General features: G+C 66.7%; 25 protein-coding genes and 2 tRNA genes. 16 read left to right on the forward strand and 11 right to left on the reverse strand.

Annotated features, from left to right (window positions below; translation table 11 throughout):
- Nucleotides 1–77 precede the first annotated feature (77 nt).
- From H5407_RS08450 to H5407_RS08475, 6 genes are all read left to right on the forward strand, one after another.
- Entirely contained in the window at nt 78–1067 is a 990-nt protein-coding gene (locus H5407_RS08450; RefSeq protein WP_183104009.1) for a DNA-directed RNA polymerase subunit alpha, read from the forward strand.
- Nucleotides 1068–1268: 201 nt separating this feature from the next.
- On the forward strand, nt 1269–1661 hold the full coding sequence (gene rplQ, locus H5407_RS08455) for a 50S ribosomal protein L17 (RefSeq protein WP_183104010.1): 393 nt from the start codon (nt 1269–1271) through the stop codon (nt 1659–1661).
- Between the two features lie 224 nt (nt 1662–1885).
- A complete protein-coding gene (gene dsbD, locus H5407_RS08460) occupies nt 1886–3817 on the forward strand; it encodes a protein-disulfide reductase DsbD (RefSeq protein WP_255501148.1) in 1932 nt (643 codons plus the stop codon).
- A gap of 38 nt (nt 3818–3855) precedes the next feature.
- Nucleotides 3856–3932 (forward strand) — tRNA-Met (locus tag H5407_RS08465).
- Between the two features lie 163 nt (nt 3933–4095).
- Nucleotides 4096–4172, forward strand: a tRNA-Met gene (locus H5407_RS08470).
- Between the two features lie 167 nt (nt 4173–4339).
- Nucleotides 4340–5137 carry a ProQ/FINO family protein gene (locus H5407_RS08475; protein WP_183104011.1) on the forward strand — a complete coding sequence of 266 codons (798 nt, stop codon included), beginning with the start codon at nt 4340–4342 and terminating at the stop codon, nt 5135–5137.
- Nucleotides 5138–5397: 260 nt separating this feature from the next.
- On the opposite strand, the gene H5407_RS08480 is transcribed toward H5407_RS08475, so the two are convergent.
- On the reverse strand, nt 5398–5625 hold the full coding sequence (locus H5407_RS08480; RefSeq protein WP_183104012.1) for a hypothetical protein: 228 nt from the start codon (nt 5623–5625) through the stop codon (nt 5398–5400).
- Between the two features lie 283 nt (nt 5626–5908).
- On the opposite strand from H5407_RS08480, the gene H5407_RS08485 reads away from it, so the two are divergent.
- Both H5407_RS08485 and H5407_RS08490 read left to right on the forward strand, forming a co-directional pair.
- Nucleotides 5909–6271 carry a helix-turn-helix transcriptional regulator gene (locus tag H5407_RS08485; RefSeq protein WP_183104013.1) on the forward strand — a complete coding sequence of 121 codons (363 nt, stop codon included), beginning with the start codon at nt 5909–5911 and terminating at the stop codon, nt 6269–6271.
- Between the two features lie 79 nt (nt 6272–6350).
- Nucleotides 6351–6914, forward strand: coding sequence for a thymidine kinase (locus tag H5407_RS08490; protein WP_183104014.1), 564 nt, complete (start codon nt 6351–6353; stop codon nt 6912–6914).
- 93 nt (nt 6915–7007) lie between these two features.
- Here the strand turns inward: H5407_RS08490 and H5407_RS08495 are convergent, their stop codons facing one another.
- Nucleotides 7008–7247 (reverse strand): hypothetical protein, encoded by a 240-nt coding sequence (locus H5407_RS08495; RefSeq protein WP_183104015.1) that lies wholly within the window; start codon nt 7245–7247, stop codon nt 7008–7010.
- A 229-nt stretch (nt 7248–7476) separates the two neighbouring features.
- Nucleotides 7477–8235 carry an enoyl-CoA hydratase/isomerase family protein gene (locus H5407_RS08500; RefSeq protein WP_183104016.1) on the reverse strand — a complete coding sequence of 253 codons (759 nt, stop codon included), beginning with the start codon at nt 8233–8235 and terminating at the stop codon, nt 7477–7479.
- Between the two features lie 277 nt (nt 8236–8512).
- On the opposite strand from H5407_RS08500, the gene H5407_RS08505 reads away from it, so the two are divergent.
- The 4 genes from H5407_RS08505 to H5407_RS08520 all read left to right on the forward strand — a co-directional run bounded on the left by H5407_RS08505 (nt 8513) and on the right by H5407_RS08520 (nt 12777).
- The gene (locus H5407_RS08505; RefSeq protein ID WP_183104017.1) at nt 8513–9547 is read left to right on the forward strand and encodes a branched-chain amino acid ABC transporter permease; all 1035 of its coding nucleotides are present in this window, start codon (nt 8513–8515) and stop codon (nt 9545–9547) included.
- A 13-nt stretch (nt 9548–9560) separates the two neighbouring features.
- Complete coding sequence (locus H5407_RS08510) at nt 9561–11339, forward strand: ABC transporter permease subunit (RefSeq protein WP_255501149.1); 1779 nt, start codon at nt 9561–9563, stop codon at nt 11337–11339.
- Between the two features lie 20 nt (nt 11340–11359).
- Complete coding sequence (locus tag H5407_RS08515) at nt 11360–12091, forward strand: ABC transporter ATP-binding protein (protein ID WP_183104019.1); 732 nt, start codon at nt 11360–11362, stop codon at nt 12089–12091.
- A gap of 137 nt (nt 12092–12228) precedes the next feature.
- The gene (locus tag H5407_RS08520) at nt 12229–12777 is read left to right on the forward strand and encodes a hypothetical protein (RefSeq protein WP_183104020.1); all 549 of its coding nucleotides are present in this window, start codon (nt 12229–12231) and stop codon (nt 12775–12777) included.
- Nucleotides 12778–12786: 9 nt separating this feature from the next.
- Here H5407_RS08520 and H5407_RS08525 read toward each other — a convergent pair whose 3' ends face one another.
- The 6 genes from H5407_RS08525 to H5407_RS08550 all read right to left on the reverse strand — a co-directional run bounded on the left by H5407_RS08525 (nt 12787) and on the right by H5407_RS08550 (nt 18090).
- Nucleotides 12787–14061 carry an FAD/NAD(P)-binding oxidoreductase gene (locus H5407_RS08525; protein WP_183104021.1) on the reverse strand — a complete coding sequence of 425 codons (1275 nt, stop codon included), beginning with the start codon at nt 14059–14061 and terminating at the stop codon, nt 12787–12789.
- Nucleotides 14058–14303 carry a (2Fe-2S)-binding protein gene (locus H5407_RS08530; RefSeq protein WP_183104022.1) on the reverse strand — a complete coding sequence of 82 codons (246 nt, stop codon included), beginning with the start codon at nt 14301–14303 and terminating at the stop codon, nt 14058–14060. The genes H5407_RS08525 and H5407_RS08530 overlap by 4 nt, the downstream gene beginning before the upstream one ends.
- On the reverse strand, nt 14300–15430 hold the full coding sequence (locus tag H5407_RS08535; protein ID WP_183104023.1) for an FAD-binding oxidoreductase: 1131 nt from the start codon (nt 15428–15430) through the stop codon (nt 14300–14302). The genes H5407_RS08530 and H5407_RS08535 overlap by 4 nt, the downstream gene beginning before the upstream one ends.
- A 10-nt stretch (nt 15431–15440) precedes the next feature.
- Nucleotides 15441–16397, reverse strand: a complete 957-nt coding sequence (locus H5407_RS08540) for a proline racemase family protein (protein WP_183104024.1) — start codon at nt 16395–16397, stop codon at nt 15441–15443.
- 16 nt (nt 16398–16413) lie between these two features.
- Complete coding sequence (locus tag H5407_RS08545) at nt 16414–17100, reverse strand: GntR family transcriptional regulator (RefSeq protein ID WP_183104025.1); 687 nt, start codon at nt 17098–17100, stop codon at nt 16414–16416.
- A gap of 69 nt (nt 17101–17169) precedes the next feature.
- Nucleotides 17170–18090, reverse strand: a complete 921-nt coding sequence (locus H5407_RS08550; protein WP_183104026.1) for a dihydrodipicolinate synthase family protein — start codon at nt 18088–18090, stop codon at nt 17170–17172.
- 255 nt (nt 18091–18345) lie between these two features.
- Between H5407_RS08550 and yajC the strand changes: the two genes are divergently transcribed.
- The 4 genes from yajC to H5407_RS08570 all read left to right on the forward strand — a co-directional run bounded on the left by yajC (nt 18346) and on the right by H5407_RS08570 (nt 24259).
- On the forward strand, nt 18346–18672 hold the full coding sequence (gene yajC / locus H5407_RS08555; RefSeq protein ID WP_183104027.1) for a preprotein translocase subunit YajC: 327 nt from the start codon (nt 18346–18348) through the stop codon (nt 18670–18672).
- Between the two features lie 140 nt (nt 18673–18812).
- Nucleotides 18813–20717: a protein translocase subunit SecD gene (secD, locus tag H5407_RS08560; protein WP_183104028.1), complete on the forward strand. Its 1905-nt coding sequence runs from the start codon at nt 18813–18815 to the stop codon at nt 20715–20717.
- Nucleotides 20718–20737: 20 nt separating this feature from the next.
- Nucleotides 20738–21775 (forward strand): protein translocase subunit SecF, encoded by a 1038-nt coding sequence (secF, locus tag H5407_RS08565; protein ID WP_183104029.1) that lies wholly within the window; start codon nt 20738–20740, stop codon nt 21773–21775.
- 36 nt (nt 21776–21811) lie between these two features.
- A complete protein-coding gene (locus H5407_RS08570; protein ID WP_183104030.1) occupies nt 21812–24259 on the forward strand; it encodes a DUF1631 family protein in 2448 nt (815 codons plus the stop codon).
- Between the two features lie 79 nt (nt 24260–24338).
- Here the strand turns inward: H5407_RS08570 and H5407_RS08575 are convergent, their stop codons facing one another.
- On the reverse strand, nt 24339–24791 hold the full coding sequence (locus H5407_RS08575) for a DUF494 domain-containing protein (protein WP_183104031.1): 453 nt from the start codon (nt 24789–24791) through the stop codon (nt 24339–24341).
- Between the two features lie 96 nt (nt 24792–24887).
- Nucleotides 24888–26018 carry a DNA-processing protein DprA gene (gene dprA, locus H5407_RS08580; RefSeq protein ID WP_183104032.1) on the reverse strand — a complete coding sequence of 377 codons (1131 nt, stop codon included), beginning with the start codon at nt 26016–26018 and terminating at the stop codon, nt 24888–24890.
- Nucleotides 26019–26029: the final 11 nt, after the last annotated feature.

A 26029-nucleotide genomic window follows, 5' to 3' on the forward strand; every position in this document is an offset into this window, starting at 1 on the left:
CTTGTGTTGTCGCAGGATCCGGTTGGTCCCTCAGCCTTATCGGTGTAACGAACCGAGGGTATTGAAAGAAAGACCTCATGCAAACCAATCTGCTCAAACCCAAATCCATCAATGTGGAGCCCCTGGGCGGTCATCGCGCCAAGGTCACCCTGGAACCGTTCGAACGCGGTTATGGCCACACCCTGGGCAACGCCCTGCGCCGTGTGTTGCTGTCCTCGATGGTGGGTTATGCGCCGACGGAAGTGACGATCGCTGGGGTGCTGCACGAGTACTCGGCCATCGACGGCGTGCAGGAAGACGTGGTTCACATCATGCTGAACCTCAAGGGCGTGGTGTTCCGTCTGCACAACCGTGAGGAAGTGACTTTGGTGCTGCGCAAGGAGGGCGAAGGCCCCGTTACCGCTGCAGATATCCAGACTCCGCACGACGTCGAGATCATCAACCCCGAGCATGTCATCGCCCACTTGTCGCAAGGCGGCAAGCTGGACATGCAGATCAAGGTCGAGAAGGGCCGCGGCTATGTGCCCGGCACGATGCGCCGCTACGGCGACGAGCCGACCAAGTCCATCGGTCGCATCGTTCTGGACGCCTCGTTCTCGCCGGTCAAGCGTGTCAGCTACGCTGTTGAGAATGCTCGCGTGGAGCAGCGTACCGACCTGGACAAGCTGGTGATGGAGATCGAAACCAACGGCGCCATCTCGCCTGAGGAAGCGATCCGCGCATCGGCCAAGATCCTGGTTGAACAGCTGGCGGTTTTCGCCCAGTTGCAGGGTACCGACCTGGTCGATGCCTTCGATCAGCCCGCCCAGCGTTCCAGCACCTTCGATCCGATCCTGCTGCGTCCTGTGGACGAGTTGGAGCTGACGGTGCGTTCGGCCAACTGCTTGAAGGCCGAGAACATCTATTACATCGGCGATCTGATCCAGCGCACCGAGACGGAGCTGCTCAAGACCCCCAATCTGGGTCGCAAGTCGCTCAACGAAATCAAGGAAGTGCTGGCCTCGCGCGGTCTGACCCTGGGCGCTCGCCTGGAAAACTGGCCGCCGCAAGGTCTCGACAAGCGCTGAACAGGTTCTCCGCCCTGCGCAGTAACGTGCATCCCCTTCGGGGCAAGCTTCCAAGGCCGACAAAGCCGGACCCTGAAGCCTTGCAGAGGGAGAGTGGCGAAGAGTTTTTGAAGAAAGGGTGGGGTGTTGACAAGCCCCGCCCGGTGCCCCGGCAGTACCTGATACGGCTGCTGGTATTACATAGTAGGAAAGGAAAGCACCATGCGTCATCGTAACGGCCTCCGCAAGCTGAACCGCACCAGCGAGCACCGCAAGGCAATGCTGCGCAACATGGCAGTCTCGCTGCTGCAGCACGAAGCCATCAAGACCACCGTCCCCAAGGCCAAGGAACTGCGCCGCGTCGTCGAGCCGCTGATCACCTTGGCCAAGGAGCCCACGCTGGCCAATCGTCGCCTGGCGTTCGACCGCCTGCGTGATCGCGACATCGTCAGCAAGCTCTTCAATGAGCTGGGCCCCCGGTTCGCCACCCGTCCGGGCGGCTACACCCGTATTCTGAAGATGGGTTTCCGCGTGGGCGACAACGCTCCGATGGCCTACGTCGAGCTGGTGGACCGCGCCGATGAGGCTGCCGAGGCTACTGCCCAGGCTGAATAAGCCCTGGCTGCAGCAGTAGTGCTGCATGCGTTCAATAAGGCCGGCTTATGCCGGCCTTTTTTGTGCCCGCCCGCCTTGCGGGCGCAAGGCGGCCCTGCAATTCCGTGGCCTATCGCATCCCTGCTGGCGGGGTGCAGGCGCAACCGCTAAGCTGCGCGCTTCCCAATCGGCGCCGTCATCGCTGCCTACCTGACAGGGCGCGCACGACGCAACGAGAACTGACCATGAACATGATCAAGCAGGCGGTCCCGGGCTGGCTCAGGCCTTGGCTCGCGTCGTTATTCCTGATGCTGAGCCTGCTGGGTACCACTCAAGCGCTGGCCGATGATTTTCTCGAGCCCGAGCAGGCTTTCAAGCTGGCGGTCCGGGTTCTGGACGACAGGAGTGTCGAGCTGCGCGTGAGCATCGCACCGGGTTATTACATGTACCGCGAGCAATTCCAGTTTGTCGCGGACGGCGTGCAGTTGCAGGCCCGGGTGCCCGACGGCAAGAAGAAGTTCGACGAGACCTTCCAGAAGGAAGTGGAAGTCTACCGCGATGGCCTGAGCATCCGGCTGGACATAACCCACGCGCCCCCTGCCTTCGAGCTGAAGGTCACTGGGCAGGGCTGTGCCGACAAGGGACTGTGCTATCCACCAATGACGCGCCCTGTCCAGGTCCAACTGAAGGGCTTCGGCGGTGCGGGGCTGGCGACGCTGCTGCCTCCAGGTGAGGGGCTGGGCAGCTTCGGCGACGGGGAGGCGATTTCAGTGTCGTCTTCCGAGGCCAAATCGTCCGTGTTCCCCGCCGCTCCTGGCAAGGAGGCGATCCAGTCTGATGCAGGTCCTGCTGGCAAGGATTCGGGGGGGGGGCTGGAGGCAGCCCTGCAGTCTGGGCGTTTCTGGCTCGTCGTGGGCCTGTTCTTCATTGGCGGGGTGGGGCTCTCGTTGACCCCCTGCGTTCTGCCCATGGTGCCGATCCTGGCCTCCATCATTGTCGGGGGCGGGCAGCAGGTGTCGCGTGGTCGTGGCTTCGCCCTGGCGCTGGCCTATTCGCAGGGGATGGCCCTCGTCTATACCTCCCTGGGAATTGCAGCCGGTCTGGCGGGGGAGGGCCTGGCGGCCTACTTCCAGTCGCCCTGGGTGCTGGGCTCCTTCGGCCTGGCGCTGTGCCTCTTCGCCCTGTCAATGTTCGGTGCCTATGAGCTGCAACTACCTAGCCGCTTTGCCAACCGACTGAACGATGCGTCGCAGCGGCTCCAGGGCGGGCGTCTGTTCGGTGTATTTATGATGGGCGCCCTGTCAGCCCTGCTGGTGAGCCCTTGTGTGACTGGGGTTTTGGCCAGTGCCTTGCTGTATCTCAGCAAGACGCATGATGTCGTGCTGGGGGGCTCGGCGCTTTATGCCATGGCCAACGGCATGAGCGTGCCGCTGTTGCTTCTGGGACTCTCTGCAGGCTCCCTGCTGCCTCGCGCCGGCGCCTGGATGGACGGTGTGAAGCACTTCTTCGGCATGCTGCTGCTGGGCGTGGCCTTATGGACGGTCCAGCCGCTGCTGCCGGATGCTGCGACTCAGCTGATGATGGGTGCGCTGGCGGTGGCTACGGCCCTTGCGCTGGGGCTTTTCAAGAGCTGGCATCCGCATGCGGGGCCGCGTGCCTGGCTTGGGAAGACGGCGGCCCTGGCGGCCCTGGTCTTCGGCCTCTTGCAGTGGGTAGGGGCGGCTGCGGGCGGCACGGATCCGCTCAAGCCGTTGCGAGGTGTCTTCGGTATGCCGAGCGGGCAGGTCGCAGCTACGCTGGGCGGGAGCCCGGTAGGACAGGGCCTGGTCTTCCGGAAGATCCATAGCGTGGCTGAGCTCGACGCTGCGCTGAAGAGCGCCGGCCGGCCTGTCATGCTCGATTTCTATGCCGACTGGTGCAAGTCCTGCAAGGAGATGGACCGCTTTACCTTCAGCGATGCGCAGGTCCAGCAACGGCTTGGCAAGGCTCTGCTGCTGAAGGCCGATGTCACGGCAAACAGCGCCGACGATCGTGAGCTTCTCAAGCGCTTCAAGCTCTTCGGTCCGCCGGGCACCATCTTCTTTGATGAGCGCGGGGAGGAGCTGCTGGACAAGCGGGTCATCGGTTTTCAGGATGCAGCCACCTTCATCCAGTCACTCGAGGCTGCTGGCATTTGAGCAGAGTGGCAAAAACGTGCTATACTCTCAGCTTCAGTCGCGGGGTGGAGCAGTCTGGTAGCTCGTTGGGCTCATAACCCAAAGGTCGTAGGTTCAAATCCTGCCCCCGCAACCAGCTTTAGTAAGCCATGAGGCTTGCAAGCCAGCCGCTGGCAGCCCGGGTCCTTTTAACAGCCTTGGCGACAGGCGGCTTGTTTTTCCCTGGAGTCCAGCCGGGGCGATGCCTGCCAGTGCAGGAACTGCAGTTTCGGCGCAGCAGACATCGGCGACAGATCAGTCGCGGGGTGGAGCAGTCTGGTAGCTCGTTGGGCTCATAACCCAAAGGTCGTAGGTTCAAATCCTGCCCCCGCAACCAAGTTTGGAAGTGAAGGCCTGTGAGTCGTGCGCTCATGGGCCTTTTTCTTTTGCCCCGGCGCTCCTCGAGGTTCTCGGTGGAGCTTTGTGCCCTCTTGCATCATGTGCCATGCGGCATTGCGGCCGAGACTTGGCACAATCCACCTTTTGCACCTTTGAATCGAACCCATGTCTGAACCGACCTCTCAGCCGGGCGCTGAACAACAAGCCCTGCAGGCGGCCTGTGCCGAGCAACTCAAGGCGCTGTTTCCCGCCCTGTTCGCTGGTGCACCAAAGCCGGTTAAGTTGCGCATTCAGGCCGACATCCAGGAGCGTGCACCGGGTCAGTTCAGCAAGCAGCAGCTCTCAAGCTTTCTGCGTCGCCATACCGGTAGTACGGCGTATCTCAATGCCGTCATCAAGTCCACGCATCGCTTCGACCTGGATGGTAAGGAGGCGGGCGAGATCACGGCCGAGCACAAGCAGGTCGCGCGAGACGAGCTGACCCGCCGTCGCGCCAAGCATCAGGAGCGGCAAGCGCAGGAGGATGCCGCCCAGCGCCAGCGCTTCGAGCTGCTGCGCGCCTTCGAGACGACAACGCTGACGCGGGCCAATTTCTGTGCGCTGAAGGGCCTCGCAGAAGAACAGCTCGACGGCTTGTTGGCCCAGGCTCGGGAAGAGGCAAAGGCCTGGGCGGCGCGGCCGCGGCCGTCGGAAGGGGGGCGAGGAGGCGCGCCAGGCGATCGTCGCGGCGGGCCGGGCCCGGACCGTCGGGGACCTCGCCAAGGTCGGCCGGATGATCGGCGGCCTGGGCGCGGTGCCGCCGGCAAGGGCGCTGTCCAGGGGCGTCCGCAAAGTGGCCGTCCTGCGTCAGCGCGACCGGCATCGGCCGAGTCCCGGCCTTCGGGGGACGCCGCGATGGCGGCCGCTCCGGTTGAGGCTGGCATGCCGCCTTCCGGCACGGACGGGGCTCAAGGCGAGGCCTGATCGCAAAGCCTGACATTCGCGGCGCTGCCGTGCGGCGAGTGTGATGCGGGGGAGGGGGCCTCCACCGCTGCAGCCGTGGGCGGCCCAACCGCGGGCGCTGTAGCTGGGCCTCGCCGAGTTCCGCGGCCTTAGTCGGGCTGATGGGAGTCGTCGGCAGGCCTGTTGGTCTCCCGGCCTGATGAGTGGCGGCGCCCCGCCGGCGAGCCTGTCAGCTGCCGGTTTGACGGGGATTCAAGACGGCCGCTGGGGGCAATAGCCGCTCAAAGCGAGGATTTGACGCCCGTTCGGGTGTCCGCAGCGCATCCGGGTTTGCAGACCACCTCATTGCGCCCGAGGATGCGCTTGGACTGCAGAGCGCTTGGTGGCCGATGCTTGCCGCACTTGAAGCATGACCGGGTGTGGCCGCTGCCGAGGAAGGGCGAGCCGCCCAGCTTGGACTCGTAGCGCAGGCCGTCTTCGCTGACGGCCGTGTATGTATCTTTGCTCATTCTTGTCCTTGTCCTGGCCCACCTCTTGCCATGCTCAGCGAGGGTGAAGGGCGAACCGAGAATGTCGAAATCCCTCAACACTCATTTAGGCACAGGCCGGGCGCTGCCGCTACCTCGCAAACCCACGCTCTTGTCACAAAGCGCATCGTTGAGCGGCAATGCGCCCCCGTGAACACGGGGCGATGGCACAGGGCCGCTTGCTCAGGTGGGCCTGACTCCCGTCGGCAGTCGCCTTTTGATGCATCATGGAGGCTCCTGATTCCCCTGTCCTCCCATCCCGTCCATGCAAGACCTGCCGCCTGAAGCGCTCCAGCAGATCGCCGCTTACTTCCAGGTGCTCGCTGAGCCCACGCGGCTCAAGCTGCTCAACGCCCTGCGGGATGGCGAGCGCAATGTCGGTGAGCTGGCTGCCTTGTGCGCCTCCACCCCTGCCAATGTCTCCCGCCATCTCTCTCAACTGGCAAAGCAGGGGCTGGTGGAGCGGGAGGGGCGCGGCAACAGCGTCTACTACCGCATGGCCGATGACTCGGTCTATGCCCTGTGCGATCTGGTCTGTGGCAATATCGCTCGTCGCTTCGAGCGCGAGGTCCAGTCCAGGGAGTTGTTTCGCGCCACTGGCGTGAGCGAGCGCGCCAAGACAGACTGAGGCGGGGAGTTGCGTGAGCGCCCGGGCCGGGCAGTCGGCGTGACGCAAAATCCCGGCTTTCTCTGCGCCCGATCTCGCTATGGCCAAACTGTTCTTCCGCTACGCCGCGATGAATGCCGGCAAGTCCACCGCCTTGCTGCAAGTGGCTCACAACTACGAGGAGCGGGGACACCGGGTGCGCATCTTCACGGCGCAGCTGGACGATCGCTACGGGCGCGGCTATGTAACCTCGCGCCTCGGACCGCAGCGGGCAGCCGAAGTCTTTACCCCAGACACCGACTTCCTGGTCCTGATGGCAGCGGATCCTGGCATCGCCTGCATCCTGGTCGATGAGGCCCAGTTCCTCAGCAAGGCCCAGGTTCACGCGCTGCATGAGATTGCGCATTTGCACAATCTGCCGGCCATCTGCTACGGCCTGCGAACCGACTTCAAGGGCGAACTCTTTCCGGGGTCAGCCAGTCTGCTGGCTCTGGCGGACGAGATGGATGAGATGAAGACCATCTGCGACTGTGGCCGCAAGGCGACCATGAACATGCGCGTCGATGAGGGCAACCGCAAGGTCACCGAGGGAGCGCAGGTCGAAATCGGCGGCAATGCTCGTTACCGGGCCGTGTGCGGCCGTTGCTTTCGCCAGCCGGCCTGAGCCGCGGAGCCCGCCGCGGATAAAAAAAACGGCCTGGGCGACGCCTCAGGCCGTGGCTGGCTCCAGCACGGGGAGCCTTGCGGCTCCGCCCGCTCAGCTCTTGCTGCTGAGCTGCTCCTCCAGCTCCTTGCAGGAGGGCGCGCAGACGGGCTGGGACTTGCCCAGCAGCTTCTTGGACTTCAGCATGGCCCGGGGGCGATGCTTACCGCAAAGAAAGCACGACATGGTGGCCGCGCCGAAGGAAGAGGTGGCCGCGAAAGGCGAGCCGGGAGCTTTTGATCGGTAGCGCAAACCATCGGCGTCGATGGTCGTCTTGGTACTGTCCTTGGCCACGCTGGTCCTGACTGGTAAGTGAACGACGGGGATCCGGTTCTCAGGCTTCCTCTGCCCGAGAAACCGGCCTTTCTACACCCCGTATTTTCCATCATCAGGCGCTGTTCGGCACGGCCCGGGGGCGAGAATTTCGCCGCAGTCCCTTGCTCATGGGGCCCGATCGGGCCGCGGCCCAGGGCTTGCGGGATCGCATACCAGTCTGTTCATGGTGAATTCGCGGTGAACAGGTTCAATGGCCCGTGAAGCGCGGCGGCCGACGCTCCTGCCAGGCGCGGACGCCCTCGGCCAGGTCTTGCGAGCCCGCCGCGCGGGCGATGTCGGCCGCCAGAAGCGCGCTGTCCAGTTCATGCCGGGCCAGCGCATTGAGGTGCCGCTTCATGCCCGCCAGGGCCAGGGGGGCCAGCTCGCACAGGGACTGTGCCAGGGTCAGGGCCTGGGCTCGCAGCTGCGTCTCGTCCTCGTACAGGTGGTCAAGGAAGCCGCAGTTCTGCATGGCCCGGGCATCCAGGGTTTCGCAGGCGAGCAGGATGCGCTTGGCCATGCCCAGTCCCAGGCGGTTCACATAGCGAGTCATGCCGCCGCGGTAGAAATGCAGGCCCAGCCGGGCGGCTGGCACGAACATTTCGCAGGCGCTCGTGCCCAGGCGGAAATCACAGGCCAGGGCCAGATCCGTGGCTCCGCCGTACACGCCCCCCTGGATGGCGGCAATGGTGATGGGGCGGGCGTTCTCCCAGGCGTCGGTCAGGCGTTCAAAGAGTGCGCCAGCGTCCACGCCGGGCACCGCGCCGATATTGAATCCGCTGCAGAAGTATCGACCTTCCGCCTCCAGCAGCAGAACGCGCACCTCGGTCTGCGCATTCACCACGTCCAACTGCTGCTCCAGGATCTGCAGGTCCTCGACTTCCAGGCGGTTGGCCACCTTCGGCCGGCGCAGGGTGATGCGGGCGAGGTGTTGCTCGATCTGCAGGCGAGGGGCGAGGGTGGGCATGACGTGGCGCGCTGGCGGAGGGCGTTGCCAGTGTAGGGGTGACTTCCAGAGCGAGATTCCCAGAGTGCCCCACTGGGATATTGGGCAGTTGGCAGGCCGCGTGAGCACAGGCGAATGTCCACGCGGCGTCAAAGTCGATGCTAAGTAGAGCGAATTCGGTGCGGGAATTTATCTACCGACCGGTCGGACTATTTCTTGAGCCTTGTCAATGCGCGTTGCCACGAAGCGTCGTGTCAGGCGCTTTGTTTAGAGTGGGCCGCAACAAGAGGCGGTGTCCATGGATTTCACGATTGCAGGCATTCTCGCGCTGGACGGGCTCACGAACGGCGCCATCTACGCGCTGCTGGCCCTGGCCACGGTCCTGGTCTTCGCGGTGACCAGGGTGATCTTCATCCCGCAAGGCGAGTTTGTGGCCTTCGGTGCCCTGACCCTGGCCGCGCTGCAGCAGGGCCAGACGCCGGTCACGGTGCACTTTCTGCTGGTGATGACTGCCCTGGTGGCCTTGCTGGATGGCTGGGCGGCCTGGCGCGGCGGCCAAGGGGGGCGAGGATTGCGCCGGGTCATGATGCAGGCCCTGCCGGGTCTGTTGATCGGCCTGGTGGCCTTGTGGGCGGCGCCTTTGCAGTGGCCATTGCCCATGCAGGCCGCGCTGAGCCTTGCCATCGTGACGCCTATGGGAGCACAGATCTACCGCCTGGCCTACCAGTCGCTGGCAGACGCCTCGGTGCTGGTGCTGCTGATCGTTTCCGTGGGCGTTCATTTCGCGCTGACCGGCCTGGGCCTGGTGTTTTTCGGCGCGGAAGGCTCGCGCAACCCGGCCTTCTGGGACGCGAGCTTCTCGGCCGGGGCGCTGAGTCTCTCCGGCCAGACGGTGATCATCATGGCGGCCGCCCTGGCGCTGATCAGCGCCCTGTGGCTGTTCTTTGAGCACAGCCTGCGCGGCAAGGCTTTGCGCGCCACGGCGGTGAACCGGCTTGGCGCGCGCTTGATGGGCATTTCCAGCACGGGGGCGGGCCGGCAGGCCTTCACGCTGGCGGCCTTCATCGGGGCACTGTCGGGGCTGCTGATCAGCCCCACGACCACCATCTTCTACGACAGCGGCTTCCTCATCGGCCTCAAGGGCTTCGTGGCGGCCGTATTTGCCGGGCTGGCGAGCTACCCGGGCGCGGCCCTGGGCGCCGTGCTGGTTGGGCTGCTGGAATCCTTCAGCTCCTTCTGGGCCAGTGCCTACAAGGAAGTCATCGTCTTCACCTTCATCCTGCCTGTGCTGCTGTGGCGCTCCCTGCGCGACCCGCATGGCGAAGAGCACTGAGCAGGAGGCCTTCATGTCGCAAAGCAAAGTACTGCCCGCCCTCGCGCTGCTGATCTTCTTCCTGCTGCCGGCCCTGCCGGTGCCGGAGTTCTGGATCACGCAGCTCAACTACATCGGCATGTTCGCTCTCGTGGCGCTGGGCCTGGTGCTGCTGACAGGTGTCGGCGGCCTGACCTCCTTCGGCCAGGCCGCCTTCGTGGGCCTGGGGGCCTACACCACGGCCCTGCTGTCCACGCGCTATGGCCTGTCCCCCTGGCTGGGCCTCTTTGCGGGCCTGGCCATTACGGCGGCGGTGGCCATGCTCCTGGGCCTGCTGACCCTGCGCATGTCCGGGCACTACCTGCCGCTGGCCACCATCGCCTGGGCGCTCAGCCTCAACTACCTGATCGCCAATACCGAGTTCCTGGGCAAGTACGATGGCCTGCTGGGCCTGCCGGCCCTGGAACTGGGCGCGGTCTCCCTGGCCAGCGGGCGGGCGATGTATGTGCTGATCTGGCTTTGTGCGCTGGTGGCGGCGCTGGGCGTGAAGCACCTGCTGGATTCACGCCCCGGCCGTGCCATCCGTGCCCTCAATGGGGCCACCACCATGGCCGAGGCCATGGGCGTGTCCACCTTTCGCTACAAGCTGAGCGTTTTCGTGTTGGCGGCTCTGCTGGCGTCGCTGTCGGGCTGGCTGTTCGCCCATTTCCAGCGCACGGTGAATCCCAGTCCTTTTGCGCTGAAGATGGGCATCGAGTACCTCTTCATGGCCGTGGTTGGCGGCATCGCCACCGTGCCGGGCGCCTTCGTGGGCGCTGGCGTGGTCAAGCTGCTGGAGGATCAGCTCAAGGAGCTGCTGCCGCGCCTGCTAGGCAGCAACGGGAACTTCGAGATCATCGTGCTGGGCGTGATCCTGGTGCTGATGCTCAAGTACGCGCCCAAGGGCCTGTGGCCCTTTGTACAGGCGGCCTGGCAGCGCCGCTACCCTGCGCGAGCCCGGCCCCGGGACTGGAACGGTGCAGCGGCTCTGCCGGCACGGGAAAAGCCGCAGCGCGGCGAGCTGCTGCTGGATGTGGATCGCGTCCGCAAGCAGTTCGGTGGCTTGGTGGCAGTCAATGACATCAGCTTCCAGATCCGGGCGGGCGAGATCATCGGCCTGATCGGCCCCAACGGCGCGGGCAAGTCCACCACTTTCAACCTGATCAGCGGTGTGCTGTCGGCCACCAGCGGGCGCGTGCAGTTTCGCGGGCATTCGGTGGCGGGCCTGGGGGCACGCCAGATCGCCGAGAGGGGCATGTCCCGCACCTTCCAGCACGTCAAGATGATCGCGGACATGACGGTGCTGGAGAACGTTGCCCTGGGCGGCTACCTGCGCAGCCGGGCCGGCTTGTTGCGCAGTATGCTGAGGCTCAACGCGGCCGAGGAGCGCCAGCTGTTCGCCGAGGCCGAGGCTCAGCTGCGCCGCATCGGCATGGCGGAGCAGATGCACGAGCTCGCGGGCAACCTGGCCCTGGGGCCGCAGCGCCTGATGGAGATCGCCCGCGCGCTGTGCAGCGACCCATCCCTGCTGCTTCTTGACGAGCCCGCCGCCGGCCTGCGTCACAAGGAGAAGCAGGCCCTGGCCGCCGTGCTGCGCCAGCTGCAGGACGAGGGGCTGAGCATCCTGCTGGTGGAGCACGACATGGAGTTCGTGATGGGCCTGACCGACCGCCTGGTGGTGATGGAGTTCGGTACCAAGCTGACCGAGGGCACGCCGCAGGAGGTGCAGGACAGCCCCATCGTTCGCGCCGCCTATCTGGGCACCGAGCACTGACCCCGCGCAGGAGAAAGACGATGACGCAATTGCTGCAAGTGCGCGGACTGCATGCCGGCTACGGTCGTGCCGAGGTCCTCAGCGGACTGGACCTGGATCTGGCGCAGGGTCAGGTGGTCACGGTGATCGGCCCCAACGGCGCGGGCAAGAGCACCACGCTCAACGCGCTGATGGGCGTGCTGCCCTCGCGCGGCCAGGTGGTCTTCGATGGCGATGATCTGGTGGCCAGCGGCCTGGAGGAGCGGGTGATGAAGGGCCTGGCCCTGGTCCCCGAGAAGCGGGAGCTCTTCACCACCATGAGCGTGCAGGACAACCTGGTGCTGGGCGGCTTCCGACCCATGCGCCTGGGCCAGCGCGACTGGCGCGAGGAGCTGGAGCGGGTCTACCAGATCTTTCCGCGCCTTAAGGAGCGTCGCGAACAACTGGCCGGCACGCTCTCCGGCGGCGAGCGCCAGATGCTGGCCGTGGGCCGTGCTTTGATGTCCCGCCCCAAGCTGTTGATGCTGGACGAGCCCAGCCTGGGCCTGGCGCCGCTGATCGTGAAGGAGATCTTCCGCATCGTGGCCCAGCTGCGCGACGCGGGCGTGAGCATCCTGCTGATCGAGCAGAACGCGCGCGCAGCGCTTGAGGTGGCGGACTTCGGCTATGTGCTGGAAACCGGCGAGATCGCCCTGCAGGGGCCGGCCGCCGAGCTGGCCCGCGATGCCCGCGTGATCGAGACCTATCTGGGCTCGGCGAAGAAGCCGGCCTGAGGCCATCGCCCGCTTTTCATCTGCACATCGTTCCGCTGGGGACCGCGCTCATGCAGCCTGTCGCCAGCCCCTGGCAGGCGCGTGGGGCGGCTGGCTATCCTGGACGCAAGTTTCATCATCTGTCCAGGAGATGCCCCATGAACACGCGCTTCTCGCCTTCTCTTGTCGCCGCGCTGCTGCTGTCCCTGCCTCTGCTGGTGATTGCGTCTGCCGCGCAAGCACAGACCGACAAGGCTGCGCGCACGGCCAGCTCCAACGGTTTCAGCGCCGGCATCGAGTTCAAGCAGCAGGCCTCACCCGCCGACGTGGGCCTGCCGGCTTATCCAGGCGCCCAGCCGCAGTACGACAAAAAGGATGACCTGGCCTCACTGACCATGGGCCTCTGGGGCGGCACCTTCGGTTTCAAGCTGGTGGTGACCAAGTTCTCGAGCGAGGACAGCCTGGAGACCGTCAGTCGCTTCTACAAGGACGCGCTCGCCAAGTACGGCCCGGTGCTGGACTGCAGCCAGAACACCGGCGGTGCGAGGAAGGACGACAAGGTCCTGGGCTGCGATGACGACAAACCCGAGAAGGGCGGCCTGTTGTTCAAGGCAGGCAAGCCCGAGGCCTACCGCATCGTCTCACTGCAGCAGCGCGGCAAGCAGGTGCATTTCCAGCTGGTGCGTATCGAGGCGCCCAAGCGCTGAGCGCCACGGTCAGCGTTCGTCCAGCAGGCTGCCGATCGGCAGCGGCTGAAGCGGGAAGCGCACGCCGCGCTGCGGATGCGCCTCGGGCCAGCCCAGCAACTGCTGGCTGATGGGGCCACAGATCCGGCCCTGGCAGGCGCCCATGCCGCACCGGGTCTGCAGCTTGGCCTCGCGCCAGCCGGGGTGGGCCTGGAGCTCGCGCAGGCGCACGCCCTCGCAGCGGCACACACGGACCTCGGGCGTGCAGCGTGCCCACTGGGCCGTCGTCGGACCGAAGTGCCGCGCCAGGCGCATCGAGAAGCCCAGGACTTGCGCATGCGCCCGCGCCAGGGCCCCTGGGATATCCTGGCCTAGCATGGTCCGCGCGGCCAGTTGGCCTTCGATCCAGGCCTTGCGCATGCCGCCAATGCCCGTGCACTCGCCTGCTGCGTAGACGCCCGGCCGGCTGCTGAGCAGCGTGGCATCGACCATGATTCGACCGTCCTCGCCTGTGGCACAGCCCAGCATGGCGGCGAGTTCGCTGTTGGGGATGAGGCCGAAGCCCAGGCCCAGGGCCTCGCAGGGCTCTTCCCATTCGCGGATCCCGTCACTGAGCCGCACCCCCTCGACCCGGGACTGGCCCAGCACGCGCACGACCTGTACTCCGATTCGGTAGGGCACCCGGCGCAGCTGCCAGCGCAGGGCCACGGCCTGCTGCCATTGCGACGGGTTCAGGCGGCTGGCGAAGAGGGCCAGGTCTTGCCAGGCGCGCAGCTCCATGATGCCGCGCAGTCTGGCGCCGGCCTCCTGCAGAGTCTTGGCCGTGGCCAGGAGCAGGGGGCCGCTGCCGGCGAGCATCACGCATCGGCCCTCTATCGGCCAGCCGCCCTTGACCAGGGCCTGCAGGCCGCCGGCGCCGGTGACGCCGGGCAGGTCCCAGCCTGGCACCGGCACATGCAGTTCGCGGGCACCCAGGGCCAGCAGGGTCTTGCCGCCACGCAACTGCTTGAGGCCGCCGCCGGCCATGTCCTGGGCGAGGATTTCGCCCTCTGCCGTGGCACCGACGGCCATGTGCCCGGGCAGGAAGCGAAGGCGGGGATTCGCCAGCAGCTGCGGAAGATCGATCGCCACGCGCCGCGCCTGGGCATCCTGCGCGGCCGGGCCTCCACGCCAGATCTGGCCGCCGGCCTGGGGCTGGTTGTCCAGCCACAGCACCTCGGCATCGGCCTTCAGCAGGGTCTGCACCGCAGCCAGGCCCGCGGGGCCGCTGCCGATCACGAGATGGGGCGCCTGCAGCGCGCTCATACCTGGGTCTCCACGCGCATGCCCTCGGTCACCAGGCGCATGCAGGCCAGGGCTTCGTCCTGGCCGTCGATGCGTACCCGGCAGGCCTGGCATTGGCCCATGCCGCAGAACACGTCGCGCGCGGTGCCGTAGACAGTCTGGCCGAAAAGGGTGGCATCACAGCGCCGCAGCGCGGCGGCCACGGTGATGCCGGCTGGCACGGCGCGGGCGCTGCCATTGATGTGCAGGGTGATGGTCTTCATGCTGGATGGGCGTTGCCGAATCGCGCCGGGTCGTAGGGGCGGGCATCCAGGCTGGGGGGCTGGGCCAGGCTGAGCTCAGCCAGCAGCTCTGCACTGGCCAGCGATGTCGTGATGCCCAGGCCCTCGTGCCCGCAGGCCACCCAGGTGTTGCGCAAGGAGGGATGGGCGCCGATCAGCGGCTGGCCGTCGGCGCTGGCCGGGCGGATGCCGCTCCAGCAGCGCAGCAGGCTCTGCTGAGGCAGGGCGGGCAAATAGTCCGCCGCGCAGGCCAGCATGCGGCGCAGCATGGGGAGGTCGATCTCGCGCTCCTCTCGGCCGATCTGGCGCGAGGAGCCGATCAGCCATTGGCCGGCCGGGCGGGGTTGGACATTGAAGGACACGGTGTCCTCGTCTACCAGATGCGCCTTCTTGATATAGCCCAACTCGACCAGCTGGTGGCGCAGTGTCTGCTCGCGGGCCTGCGTGATGGCCAGTTGGCCCTTCTTGGGGAGCAGGCATCCTGCGGGCAGGAAACGCCGGCTGGCCAGGCCGCCGCAGAGCACCACCATGGCAGCGCTGAAGAGGCGGCCGTCCTGCAGGCGTACGCGACCAGGGCGCAGGTCGCGAACTTCGCCGCGGATCAGCGTGGCGCGCGATTCGTCCAGCCAGCGCTGCACGACCTTGGGCGGGTAGACGCGCCCGTCTGCCGGCACGCGCAGCGCGCCGACCAGGCGGGGATGCAGCAGAGGCTCGAGCCGGCGCAGGGCCTGGGCATCCAGCAGCTCGGCGCCCATGCCCTGGGACTGCAGCCAGCGCGCCTTGCGTTGGGCAAGCAGCCATTCCTCGTCATCCGCCGCCAGCCACAGCGTGCCGCAGCGCTGGAACTCAGACGCATGCTCGTGCTCGCCCGACTCCGCCAACCACTGGCCCCACAGCTGCATGGAGCGGCGCGAGAGCTGGTACTCGTGGTCGTCGCTGGCGCCCTCGGCATCGACCACCAGCAGATGGCCCATGGATGCCGCCGTGGCACCGCCGCCCGGGGCTGACTGCTCGACCACGGCAACGGACAGCCCGCGCCGCGCGAACTCGCGTGCGCAGGCAGCGCCGACTATGCCGGCGCCGATGATCAGCACATCGGCCTTCAGCATGGCGGGCGGCTCAGCGGGGGATGCCCCAGGCGAAGGGATCGCCGGGCTGGATGATCAGTTGAGCGTCCAGGTTGACATATGCCCGCCCGGTGATGGTGGGCAGGATTCGCGCGCCAGCGCCATCGGGCGCGGGCTGGTAGCGGCCCTCGAAGACGCTGCCGATCACGCTTTCCTGGCGCCACAGCGCGCCGGGCGCCAGCTTGCCTTCAGCGGCCAGGCAGGCCAGCTTGGCGCTGGTCCCGGTGCCGCAGGGCGAGCGGTCATAGGCGCTGCCCGGGCACAGCACGAAGTTGCGGCTGTTGTTGCCGGGATCGGCCGCCGGACCGATCAGCTCGATGTGGTCGATCTCGGCGCCGTCGGCTCCGGTGATGCCCTGGGCCTGCAGGGCCAGGCGGATTTGCTCGGAGAAGGCCGTGAGCATCAGGGCCCGGCCTGGGGTCAGGTCTTGCCCGTGGTCGTCGCAAAGGAAGAACCAGTTGCCGCCCCAGGCGACGTCGCCATGCAGGCGCTGGCTGCCGACCAGTACCGGCACCTGCCTGGCCAGACGATAGGCCGGCACGTTGGCGATGCTCACGCGGCCGTCCTCGTGCAGGGTGGCGGTGATCTGGCCCACAGGGGTCTCAATGCGGTGAGCGCCCGGCTGGATGCGGCCCAGATAGGCCAGGGTGGCGATCAGGCCGATGCTGCCGTGGCCGCACATGCCCAGATAGCCCACGTTGTTGAAGAAGATCACGCCGGCGGTGCAGGCCGGGTCCACGGGCTCGCAGAGCAGGGCACCGACCAGCACGTCCGAGCCGCGCGGCTCGTTCATCAGGGCACGGCGCCAGCCGTCGTGTTCGTCGCGCAGGCGCTGCAGGCGCTCGGCCATGGAGCCGCGGCCGAGGTCCGGGCCGCCGCTGACGATGGTGCGGGTGGGCTCTCCGCCGGTGTGGGAGTCGATGATGCGGGTCGGCGTGATCGGGTTCATGTAGGGGGAGGGAGGCTCAGGCGATCACCTGCTGCGCGAACTGCCGCAGGTAATCCATCAATTGGTCCGCCGCAGCCGCTGCCGCCTCGCTCTGCCCCTGGGCGATGGCCTCGGCCAGCAGTTGGTGGCAGCGCGCGCCTTCGCTCATGTCGCCCTGGTGCTGGTAGGCGGTCCAGAAGCGCCGGCACTGGATCACCATGGGGATCACCGCAGCGACGGCAGCCTGGTTGCGGCAGGCGGCGTGGTTGACATGGTCCAGGGCCTGGTCTGCCTGCAGATAGGCGCTCAGGTCCCCGGCGGCGGCGGCAGTGGTCATTTCGACGGCACAGGCGAGCAGGGCCTCGCGCTGCGGGGGCGTTGCGCGCCGGGCGCTGGTGCTGGCGATCAGCCGCTCCAGCGCCCGGCGCGCCTCCAGCAGGTCCAGGTGCTGGGCCAGCTGAATGTCGCTGACCAGCAGGCCACGGCGCGGCAACTGCACGATCAGGCCGTTGGCGACCAGGCGCATCAGGGCCTCGCGGGTGGGCGTGCGGCCCAGGCCGATGCGTTCGATCAGCTCGGCCTCGACAATGGGCGCCCCGGGCTTCAGGGCCAGCGTGGCGATGAGGTTCTCGATAGCGTCGTAGGCCTGGTCGGCCACGCGGCGCTTATCGACGGCATCGTCGCCCGCCTCGTGCGGGATGGGGGAGGACGTTGTTGCGTTCATGCCCGCATCTTCGCAGCAGATGCCCGTCTGGCTATGCCTGATTACGCGAAATGGTCACAGCTACGGGGCTCAGAAGAATTGGCGCAGGTCCGGGCGGGTGTCCAGGCCCTTCTGGATGATGGCCTGCACGCGCTCGCGCTCGGCGCCCACCAGGGGCAGGCGGGGGCGGCGCACGTGCTCGGTGCCCACGCCCACCATGGCTTCCACCAGCTTGATGTTCTGGACTAGCTTGGTCGAGACGTCCAGGTGCAGCAGGGGGGTGAACCACTGGTAGAGTTTCAGGGCTTCGTCATAGCGCTTGGCCTGCATCAGGCGGTACAGCGCCACGGTCTCGGCCGGGAAGGCCACGCACAGACCGGCCAGCAGGCCGTCGCAGCCCAGGGCCAGGCCCTCGAAGCTGAGGTCGTCCACACCGATGAAGAGCTGGTAGCGCGTGCCCAGGGCATTGCGCAGGTCGGTCAGTCGGCGGATGTTGTCGGTCGATTCCTTGATGGCGACCAGCCATTCGCAGTCAGCCAGCTCGACGAAATTGTCGGGCGTCAGGTCCACGCGGTAGGCCACCGGGTTGTTGTAGACCATGGTGGGCAGCTGGGCGGCGTTGGCGATGGTGCGCACATTGGCCATGGCTTCGCCGGCATCGGCCACGTAGATCACTGCGGGCATGAGCATCAGGCCCTGCACGCCGATCTTGTTGGCGCCGTCCACGTAGCGCAGCGCCTCGCGGGTGCTGGTCTCCGAGACATTGGCCAGCACCGGCACACGGCCGGCGGACACCTTCACGGCGATCTCGGCCACCTGCAGCTTCTCCTCCAGCGTCAGCGTGCTGGCCTCGCCCAGGGAGCCGCCGGTCACGAGCCCGTCAATGCCATTGGCGATGAGGTACTCGAAGTGGCGCTCCATGGCGGGAACGTCCAGATTCTCGTTGGCGTCGAACTTGGTCGTCACGGCGGGGAAGATGCCGCGCCATTGAGGCAGGGTGCGGGAACTCATCGAGCAATCTCCTGTTGAAATATATTTGCAGAATATTCGTTGAGAATCGCCCTGTCAACCCCAGATGGGTGGCGGGGCTGTCCTGGTGGTGGCTCCAGCACCCGATGGGCCTGGGGGGCCCCGCCCGGCTTTTGCCGCCGCAGCGGCAGGGAGGGGCTGGCCCCGAGGCTGGCAGCGCAGGCTGCCGCATACAATCCGCGATCCGTCCATGATGGCGCTGCTGCGCCCATGGGCCATTCCTAGAGGGTTCAGACCGTGTTCATTTCTACTGCTTTTGCCCAGACTGCCGCTCCGGCAAGCCAAGGTCCCGAGTCCAGCCTCATGGGCATGTTGCCCTTGGTGCTGATGTTCGTCGTGCTGTATTTCGTGATGATTCGTCCCCAGATGAAGCGTCAGAAGGAGCACAAGGCCATGATCGAGGCGCTGGCCAAGGGCGATGACGTGGTCACCAGCGGCGGCCTGCTGGGCAAGGTAGCCAAGCTGGACGAGAACTTTGTGAACCTGGAAGTCGCCAGCGGCGTCGAGATCAAGGTGCAGCGCTCGGCCGTGGTCCAGGTCCTGCCCAAGGGCTCGGTCAAGTAAGGTCAAGTAAGACAAGCTCGGCCGCCCTGAAGTCCAGGGGCTGCCCATCACTCATCGAGCCCGGGCCGCAGCCCTGCGGTGCCGGGCCTCATTTCAGGGCAAGAGCCCAGGTCTGGTCCAGACCTCCTGAGGATGCCTCCATGAACCGTTATCCCTTGTGGAAGTACGCGCTGCTGATCGTGGCGCTGCTGATCGGTCTGATCTACACCCTGCCCAATTTCTTCGGCGAAGCGCCCGCGGTGCAGGTCTCCAGTGGCAAGGCCACGGTCAAGCTGGACGCCGCCATGGTGGCCCGCGTCGAGGCGGCCATCCAGGCAGCCGGCGTCAAGGCGAGCACGGTGGCCTTCGAGGGCAATTCCGTCCGTGCCCGCTTCAACGACACCGACACCCAGCTCAAGGCCAAGGACGCCATCAACAAGGCGATCAATGCCGATCTGGCCGACCCATCCTACATCGTGGCGCTGAACCTGGTCTCGCGCTCGCCGGAGTGGCTCAAGAGCCTGCATGCCTTCCCCATGTACCTGGGCCTGGACCTGCGCGGCGGCGTGCACTTCCTAATGCAGGTGGATATGAAGGCGGCCATCGCCAAGAAGGTCGAGTCCCTGGTCGGTGACGCCCGCAGCATGCTGCGCGAGAAGAGCCTGCGCCATGCCGGCATCAGCAAGGATGGCAACGACCTCGTCATCGCCTTCCGCGACGCCGAGACCCGCACGGCCGCACTGGCCCTGCTGTCCGACAAGCTGCCCGACATTCAGTGGCTGGCCCAGGGTGAGGGCAGCGAACTGAGCTTGCGCGGCAGCTTCAAGCCGCAATCCCTGGTCGCGGTGCAGGAAGCCGCGCTCAAGCAGAACATCACCACCCTGCAGAACCGGGTTAACGAGCTGGGCGTGGCCGAGCCCGTGATTCAGCAGCAGGGCCTGGACCGCGTCATCGTGCAGTTGCCTGGTGTGCAGGACACGGCCAAGGCCAAGGACATCATTGGCCGCACGGCCAACCTGGAGTTCCGTTTGGCCGACATGTCGGCCGAGGCCCAGGCCGCGCTGGCAGGCACCGGCCCTGTGCCCTTCGGTCGCGAGCGCTTCGGCGTGGGCCGTGGCGCCCCGGTGATCGTGTACAAGGAGGCCATCGTCACCGGCGACATGCTGACCGATGCCCAGCCCCGCCAGGACGAAAACCACCAGCCCGCCGTGTCCGTCCGACTGGATGCCAAGGGCGGCCGCCAGATGAAGGAGATGTCGCGCGCCAACGTGGGCAACTACATGGCCGCCATCCTGTTCGAGAAGGGCAAGGGCGAGGTGCTCACCGTGGCCCGTATCAACAGTGAGCTGAGCGCCGACTTCCAGATCACTGGCATGGGCTCCACTGAGAACGCCACCGACCTGGCCCTGCTGCTGCGCGCCGGCGGCCTGGCCGCGCCGATGGAAGTCATCGAGGAGCGCACCATCGGCCCGACGCTGGGTGCCGAGAATATCGCCAAGGGCATGCACAGCGTGGCCTGGGGCTTTGCAGCGGTGGCGCTGTTCATGTGCCTCTACTACATGCTCTTCGGCGTGTTCTCCACGCTGGCGCTGGGCTTCAACCTGTTGATGCTGGTGGCCGTGCTGTCCATGCTGCAGGCCACGCTTTCGCTGCCGGGCATGGCCGCCATCGCCCTGGTCTTGGGCATGGCCATCGACTCCAACGTGCTCATCAACGAGCGCGTCCGCGAGGAGCTGCGCAGCGGCGCCTCGCCACAGGCGGCCATTTTCGCGGGCTATGAGCGCGCCTGGGCCACCATTCTGGACTCCAACGTCACCACCCTGATCGCCGGCCTGGCCCTGCTGGCCTTCGGCTCGGGCGCCGTGCGCGGCTTTGCCGTGGTGCACTGCCTGGGCATCATGACCTCCATGTTCTCCTCGGTGATGTTCTCTCGCGCCCTGGTCAACCTCTGGTATGGCCGTCAGAAGAAGCTGAAGTCCCTCTCCGTGGGCCAGGTGTGGAAGCCGGCTGCCGAACCCGGCAGCGTCTCCGCCGATGGTGCCGAAGTGACCGAAGGCAAGGCCTGACCCCCTGACAGGAATCCGACATGGAACTCTTCCGAATCAAGCGGGACATCCCGTTCATGAAGCACGCGTTGGTCTTCAACGCGATCTCCTTTCTCACCTTCGCAGCCGCCGTCTTCTTCCTGATCACACGGGGCCTGCATTACTCCATCGAGTTCACCGGCGGCACCGTCGTCGAGGTCGCGTACGCCCAGAGCGCCGACATCGAGAAAACCCGGACCACGGTCGAGCACATGGGCTTCGGCGAGGTGACGGTGCAGAAGTTCGGCACCTCGCATGACGTGATGATCAAGATGCCGCCCCACAAGGCGATCAAGCAGGACAAGGTCGTCGAGAAGGTCTTCGCCGAGCTCTGCGCCGCAGAACAGGGTCAGGTCTCCAAGCGCCAGACGGTCTCCGACAAGGGGGAGGCCATCGAGAAGGACGTCTGCACCACAGCCGCCAATGCAGAGCCGGTCAAGCTCTCGCGCAGTGAGGTCGTGGGCCCCTCGGTGGGTGCCGAGTTGGCCGCGGATGCGGGCAAGGCCCTGGCCATGACCGTCGTCGGCATCATGGTCTACCTGGCCTTCCGCTTCGAGTGGAAGTTTGCCGTGGCCGGCATCATCGCCAACCTGCACGACGTGGTCATCATCCTGGGCTTCTTCGCCTTCTTCCAGTGGGAGTTCTCGCTCTCCGTGCTGGCCGCCGTGCTGGCAGTGCTGGGCTATTCGGTGAACGAGTCGGTGGTGATCTTCGACCGGGTGCGCGAGGCCTTCCGCAAGTACCGCAAGCTGACGACGCACGAGGTGATCGACCACGCCATCACCTCCACCATGAGCCGCACCTTCATCACCCACGGCTGCACGCAGCTGATGGTGCTGTCTATGCTGCTGTTCGGCGGCCCCACGCTGAAGTACTTTGCGGTGGCGCTGACCATCGGCATCTGCTTCGGTATCTATTCCTCCGTGTTCGTGGCCGCGGCCATCGCCATGTGGCTGGGCGTGAAGCGCGAGGATCTTGTCAAGGTCGGTTCCTCGACCAAGGAAGACCCGGACGATCCGAACGCCGGAGCGGTGGTGTAGAGTCGTCCGCATGGTCGACTCCCTGTTCCCTGGCCCATGAGCGGCACTGATCCGCGCCGGCAAGCCCAGGCGGCCCAGGCACGGCGCGTCTTCAGCGAGGCCGTGGTGCGCGGCATTGCCGCGGCCGGGGCCGCGCTCCATGAGGCGGGCGCTCAGTTGCTGCTGCTGCCGGCGGAACATGCGGTGAGCGTGTCCCGCCGCGACTGCGTGGGCCTCTGGCAGCGCCGCGGCGTGGTCTGGCTGAGCATGCTGCGCGACGCCGTGCGATCGGCCTCGACACAGGGGGTCCCGGATCACGTAACGGTCAGCGGCAGTGCCAGCCTGAGCCTGGTCGATGACGACACCATCGAGCGCCAGATCACCGCCTCCCGCCTGGCCCTGGCCATGATGGACAAGGCCACCTGGGAATTCAACGACCTGCGCACCCGCATGCTCCTGCTCGAGGGGCATGAGGATCTCGCGACGAATGATTTGCTGCGCGCACAGGCACTGGCCCGGCTTGTCCTTGATTGTTGGTACGCCAGTGGCCTCACGCGAACGGAATGGCAGCTATTCCTCTCCAACTTGCACGAGGAGATGTCGCACCTGCTGCTGGAGGCCTACCACGAGACCAATGACTGGCTGATGCAGCAGGGCGTCCTGCCGGAAGTCGATCTGCGGCCTTACATCCGCCGCACGCCTGGCAGCCGCAGCGCGGTTCCCCCTGTGGACGCCTCACAGGATCCCGCCTTTGCCCCGACCACCCTGTATGCCCGAGGCATGGGCGCCATGCCCGAGGGCCTGCCTCTCCCTGGGGGGGGCGCTGCACTGCGCGATGCCCAGGCACCGCCGGCCGGTGGTGCTGGCGCAGGCATGGTGAAGTCTGCCGTGCGCAACTCGGCCGAGCAGGTGATGGCCCAGCTGCAGCGGGTGCTCAATCGCCAGGTGCCGGGCATGGCGTCAGCGGGTGCGGGACCGCAAGGGGGGCAGGGCGCATCACCGCCCCAGCCGCTTGATCCGCGCGGCGAGCGCGCCGGCCCTGTCACCCTGACCGGCCGCCTGCATGCGGCCATCAACCACGCCCAGGAGATGCTGCGCCATCGCGCGCAGCCCCAGGGGGGGGCCGCCGGCATGGGCAGTGCGGGTGGCACGGCCAGCGTGTCGCCCAGCATGGGGGCCTCGGTGCGCGAGGTGCCGCCGCCCCAGCAACTGGAAGAGCTCAAGGCCCGCAACCTGGCCGTCAAGCAGGTGCTCAAGCAGGCCGCGGACACGCCGGCCGAGCGCGCCACCATTGAGGTCGTGGCCCTGCTGTTCCAGTCCATTCTCACCGAGGAGCGCATCCCTGCGACGGTGCGCGTGTGGTTTGCCCGGCTGCAGATGCCGGTGCTGCGCGTGGCCATCAGCGAACCCGACTTCTTTGCCACGACCGACCATCCCGCGCGGCGCTTGATCGATCGCATGGGGGCGTGCGTGATGGGCTTCAACACCTCGTCCGGCGGCGATGTCAGCGAGGCGGTGGAGCGAGAGATCAAGCGCGTGGTGCAGGTGGTGGAGGCCTATCCCGACACCGGTCGCCGCGTTTTCCAGACGGTGCTGACCGAGTTTGAGAAGTTCCTGGCGCACTACTTCGAGCAGGAGAACAGCGCCAGCATCAAGGGCGTTTCCCTGGCTCAGCAGGTGGAGCAGCGGGAGACCCTGGCCATCCAATACACCATCGAGCTTCGCAAGATGCTCAACCAGGTGCCCGTTCAGGACGGCGTTCGGGACTTCCTGTTCCAGACCTGGGCCGATGTACTGGCGGTGACTGCGGTGCGGGCCGGCGCGCAGGCCGAGGTGACCAGGCAGATGAAGCGTGCCGCAGCCGACCTCATCTGGTCCGCTACGGCCAAGGTGTCCCGCGAGGAGCGCGCCGAAGTCATCCGCCGTCTTCCGCCGCTGCTGAAGGTGTTGCGAGAGGGTATGGGCCATGCCGGGCTGTCCACCATGAAGCAGGACGAACAGATCCGGGCCCTCAACAACTCCCTGGCCGCGGCTTTCACCGCCAAGACGGCCACCATCCCGCCGGACAGGCTGGAAGAGCTGATGAGCCAGCTGGAGACGCTGGAGGCCATGCTGCCCGACACCGCGAGCGGGGAGCTGGACGAGACGCTGATGCGCGATCTTTCCTCCCACGAATCCGAAGATCTGGAAGTGGTGGCCGAAGGTGGTACGCCGCCCTCGGCGGCCATGCTGGCGTGGGCGAAGGAGCTACAGGTGGGGTCCTGGTACATGCTGGACTACCGTGGCCGCAACGAGCCAGTGCAACTGGCCTGGCGCGGCCTGCGGCACCACCTGATCCTCTTTGTCACGTCCAAGGGGCGTGGGGTGCTGTTCCAGCAGAGCCGTCTGGCGGCCTTCTTGCAGGCCGGCCTGCTGCTGCCGGCCCAGGACGAGGCGCTGACCGTCAAGGCAACCCGCAATGCGCTGGCCAAGCTGGACGCCGATCCCGAGCGCTTGCTGAGCTAAGCCCTCCGACGCGGCGAATGCTGCCGGTGCCGCTTGCGGCCGCCTGCCGCCATGATGGGCGCGCCGGCCTCGGGCCGCTTCAGTGGATCAGGCGATCCTCGGGGGCGACGAAAAGTTCGTCCAGGATCAGGGCATCAGGCTCTTCGCCCAGGCTCCAGAACACCATCAGCACGATGATCTTGAGGTCTTCCAGGTCCAGCGGCGCACCGGGGATGGCCATGGCGCGGTCCACCACCATCTCGCGCATGGGGGGCGGCAGCACGCCGGCCGACTCGAGGAAGCTGATGAAGCCGACGGACGCCTCGCCCAGGTGCTCCAGTTCGTCCTTGGAGTAGATGCGCAGGCTGAGCGCACCTTGCTCGCCATGGTGGGACTGCGCAGCCACCGCCAAGCCGTCCAGCCAGGACAGGGCTTCCTGGATTTCGTCAGTCTCGAACCCTACGGCCGACAGCTTGCGTGTCAGCTGGGCGTGATCCGGACAGGCATCCGGCCGCCAGTAGGTCTCATAGAGATAGACGAGGACGTCAAACATGGACTGACTATACCCCAGCCGTCCGACGCACCGATGTGCGGAAACGGCGGTGCCTGGCAGGGCTTTTACCGGGCTGCCGGGTGGGGGACTCGGGCCTCAGCCGCGCATTCGGCGTTGTAGCAGGCCGCCCGGGAGGCGGGCGACGAGGCCGTCCAGTTCCAGATCGAGCAGCAGGGCCTGGAGCTGCTCCGTGGGCCAGCCGCCCCGGGCCTGCAGCGCATCCAGGCTGACGGGCTCCTGCGCCATGACAGCGAGCAGACGCTGATGCTCGCTGGCGCCGGCGAGATCCGGCAGGGCGGTGTCTGCGGCGGGCTCGTCGCGAGGCATGCTGCTGTGGCGGGGCAGCTCCTCGATCACGTCGCTGGGAGACTCGACCAGCTTGGCGCCCTGGCGGATGAGCGCGTGGCAGCCCCGACTCAGGGGGGAGTGGATGGAGCCAGGGATGGCAAACACCTCGCGCCCGGCCTCGCCGGCCAGGCGGGCAGTGATCAGCGAGCCGCTCTGCAGCGCGGCCTCGACCACGAGGCAGCCCTCCGAGAGCCCGGCGATGATGCGGTTGCGCACGGGGAAATGCGGCGCCAGGGCGGGGGTGTCCAGGGCGTACTCGCTCATCAGGAGGCCGTGCTCGACGATGCGCATGGCCAGGCCGGCATTGCGCCGGGGATAGAGTTGGTTGAGCCCGGTGCCAAGCACCGCGAGGGTGCCGCCCGCCGCTGAGAGCGCTCCCTCATGGGCGGCCGCATCGATGCCCAGGGCCAGGCCCGAGACCACGCAGTAAGCGCTTTCGCTGAAGCTGCGCGAAAAGGTGAGGGCATTGTCCAGGCCCTGGGGCGAGGCGTTGCGGCTGCCAACGATGGCCAGCATGGGGCGGCGCAGCAGCTCGCGCTGACCCCAGAGATACATCAGCAGCGGTGGGTCGGCAGTCTCGAGGAGGGCGGGTGGGTAATCGGGGTCGCCCAACAGCAGCAGGCTGCGGCGGCGATCTTCCTTGAGCCACAGCCGGGTGCGCTCCAGCAGGGCCTCCAGGTGCTCGGGTGGGCGCCCGAGGGCCAGGGCACCCTGCGTGCCCACCACCTGGGACCAGTCAGCCGGCGAGCGTTGGAAGATGGCCCGGGGCTCGCCGAAAGCGGTCAGCAGACGTCGCAGCGAGGAGCGGCCCAGCCCGGGCGTTTCGACCAGGCGCAACCAGGCCGACAGCTCACCGGGGTCGCGAGGAGGCGCTGGCATGCCGGAAGGCC

It is taken from the genome of Mitsuaria sp. WAJ17, from assembly GCF_014174515.1.
GTDB lineage: Bacteria > Pseudomonadota > Gammaproteobacteria > Burkholderiales > Burkholderiaceae_C > Roseateles_B.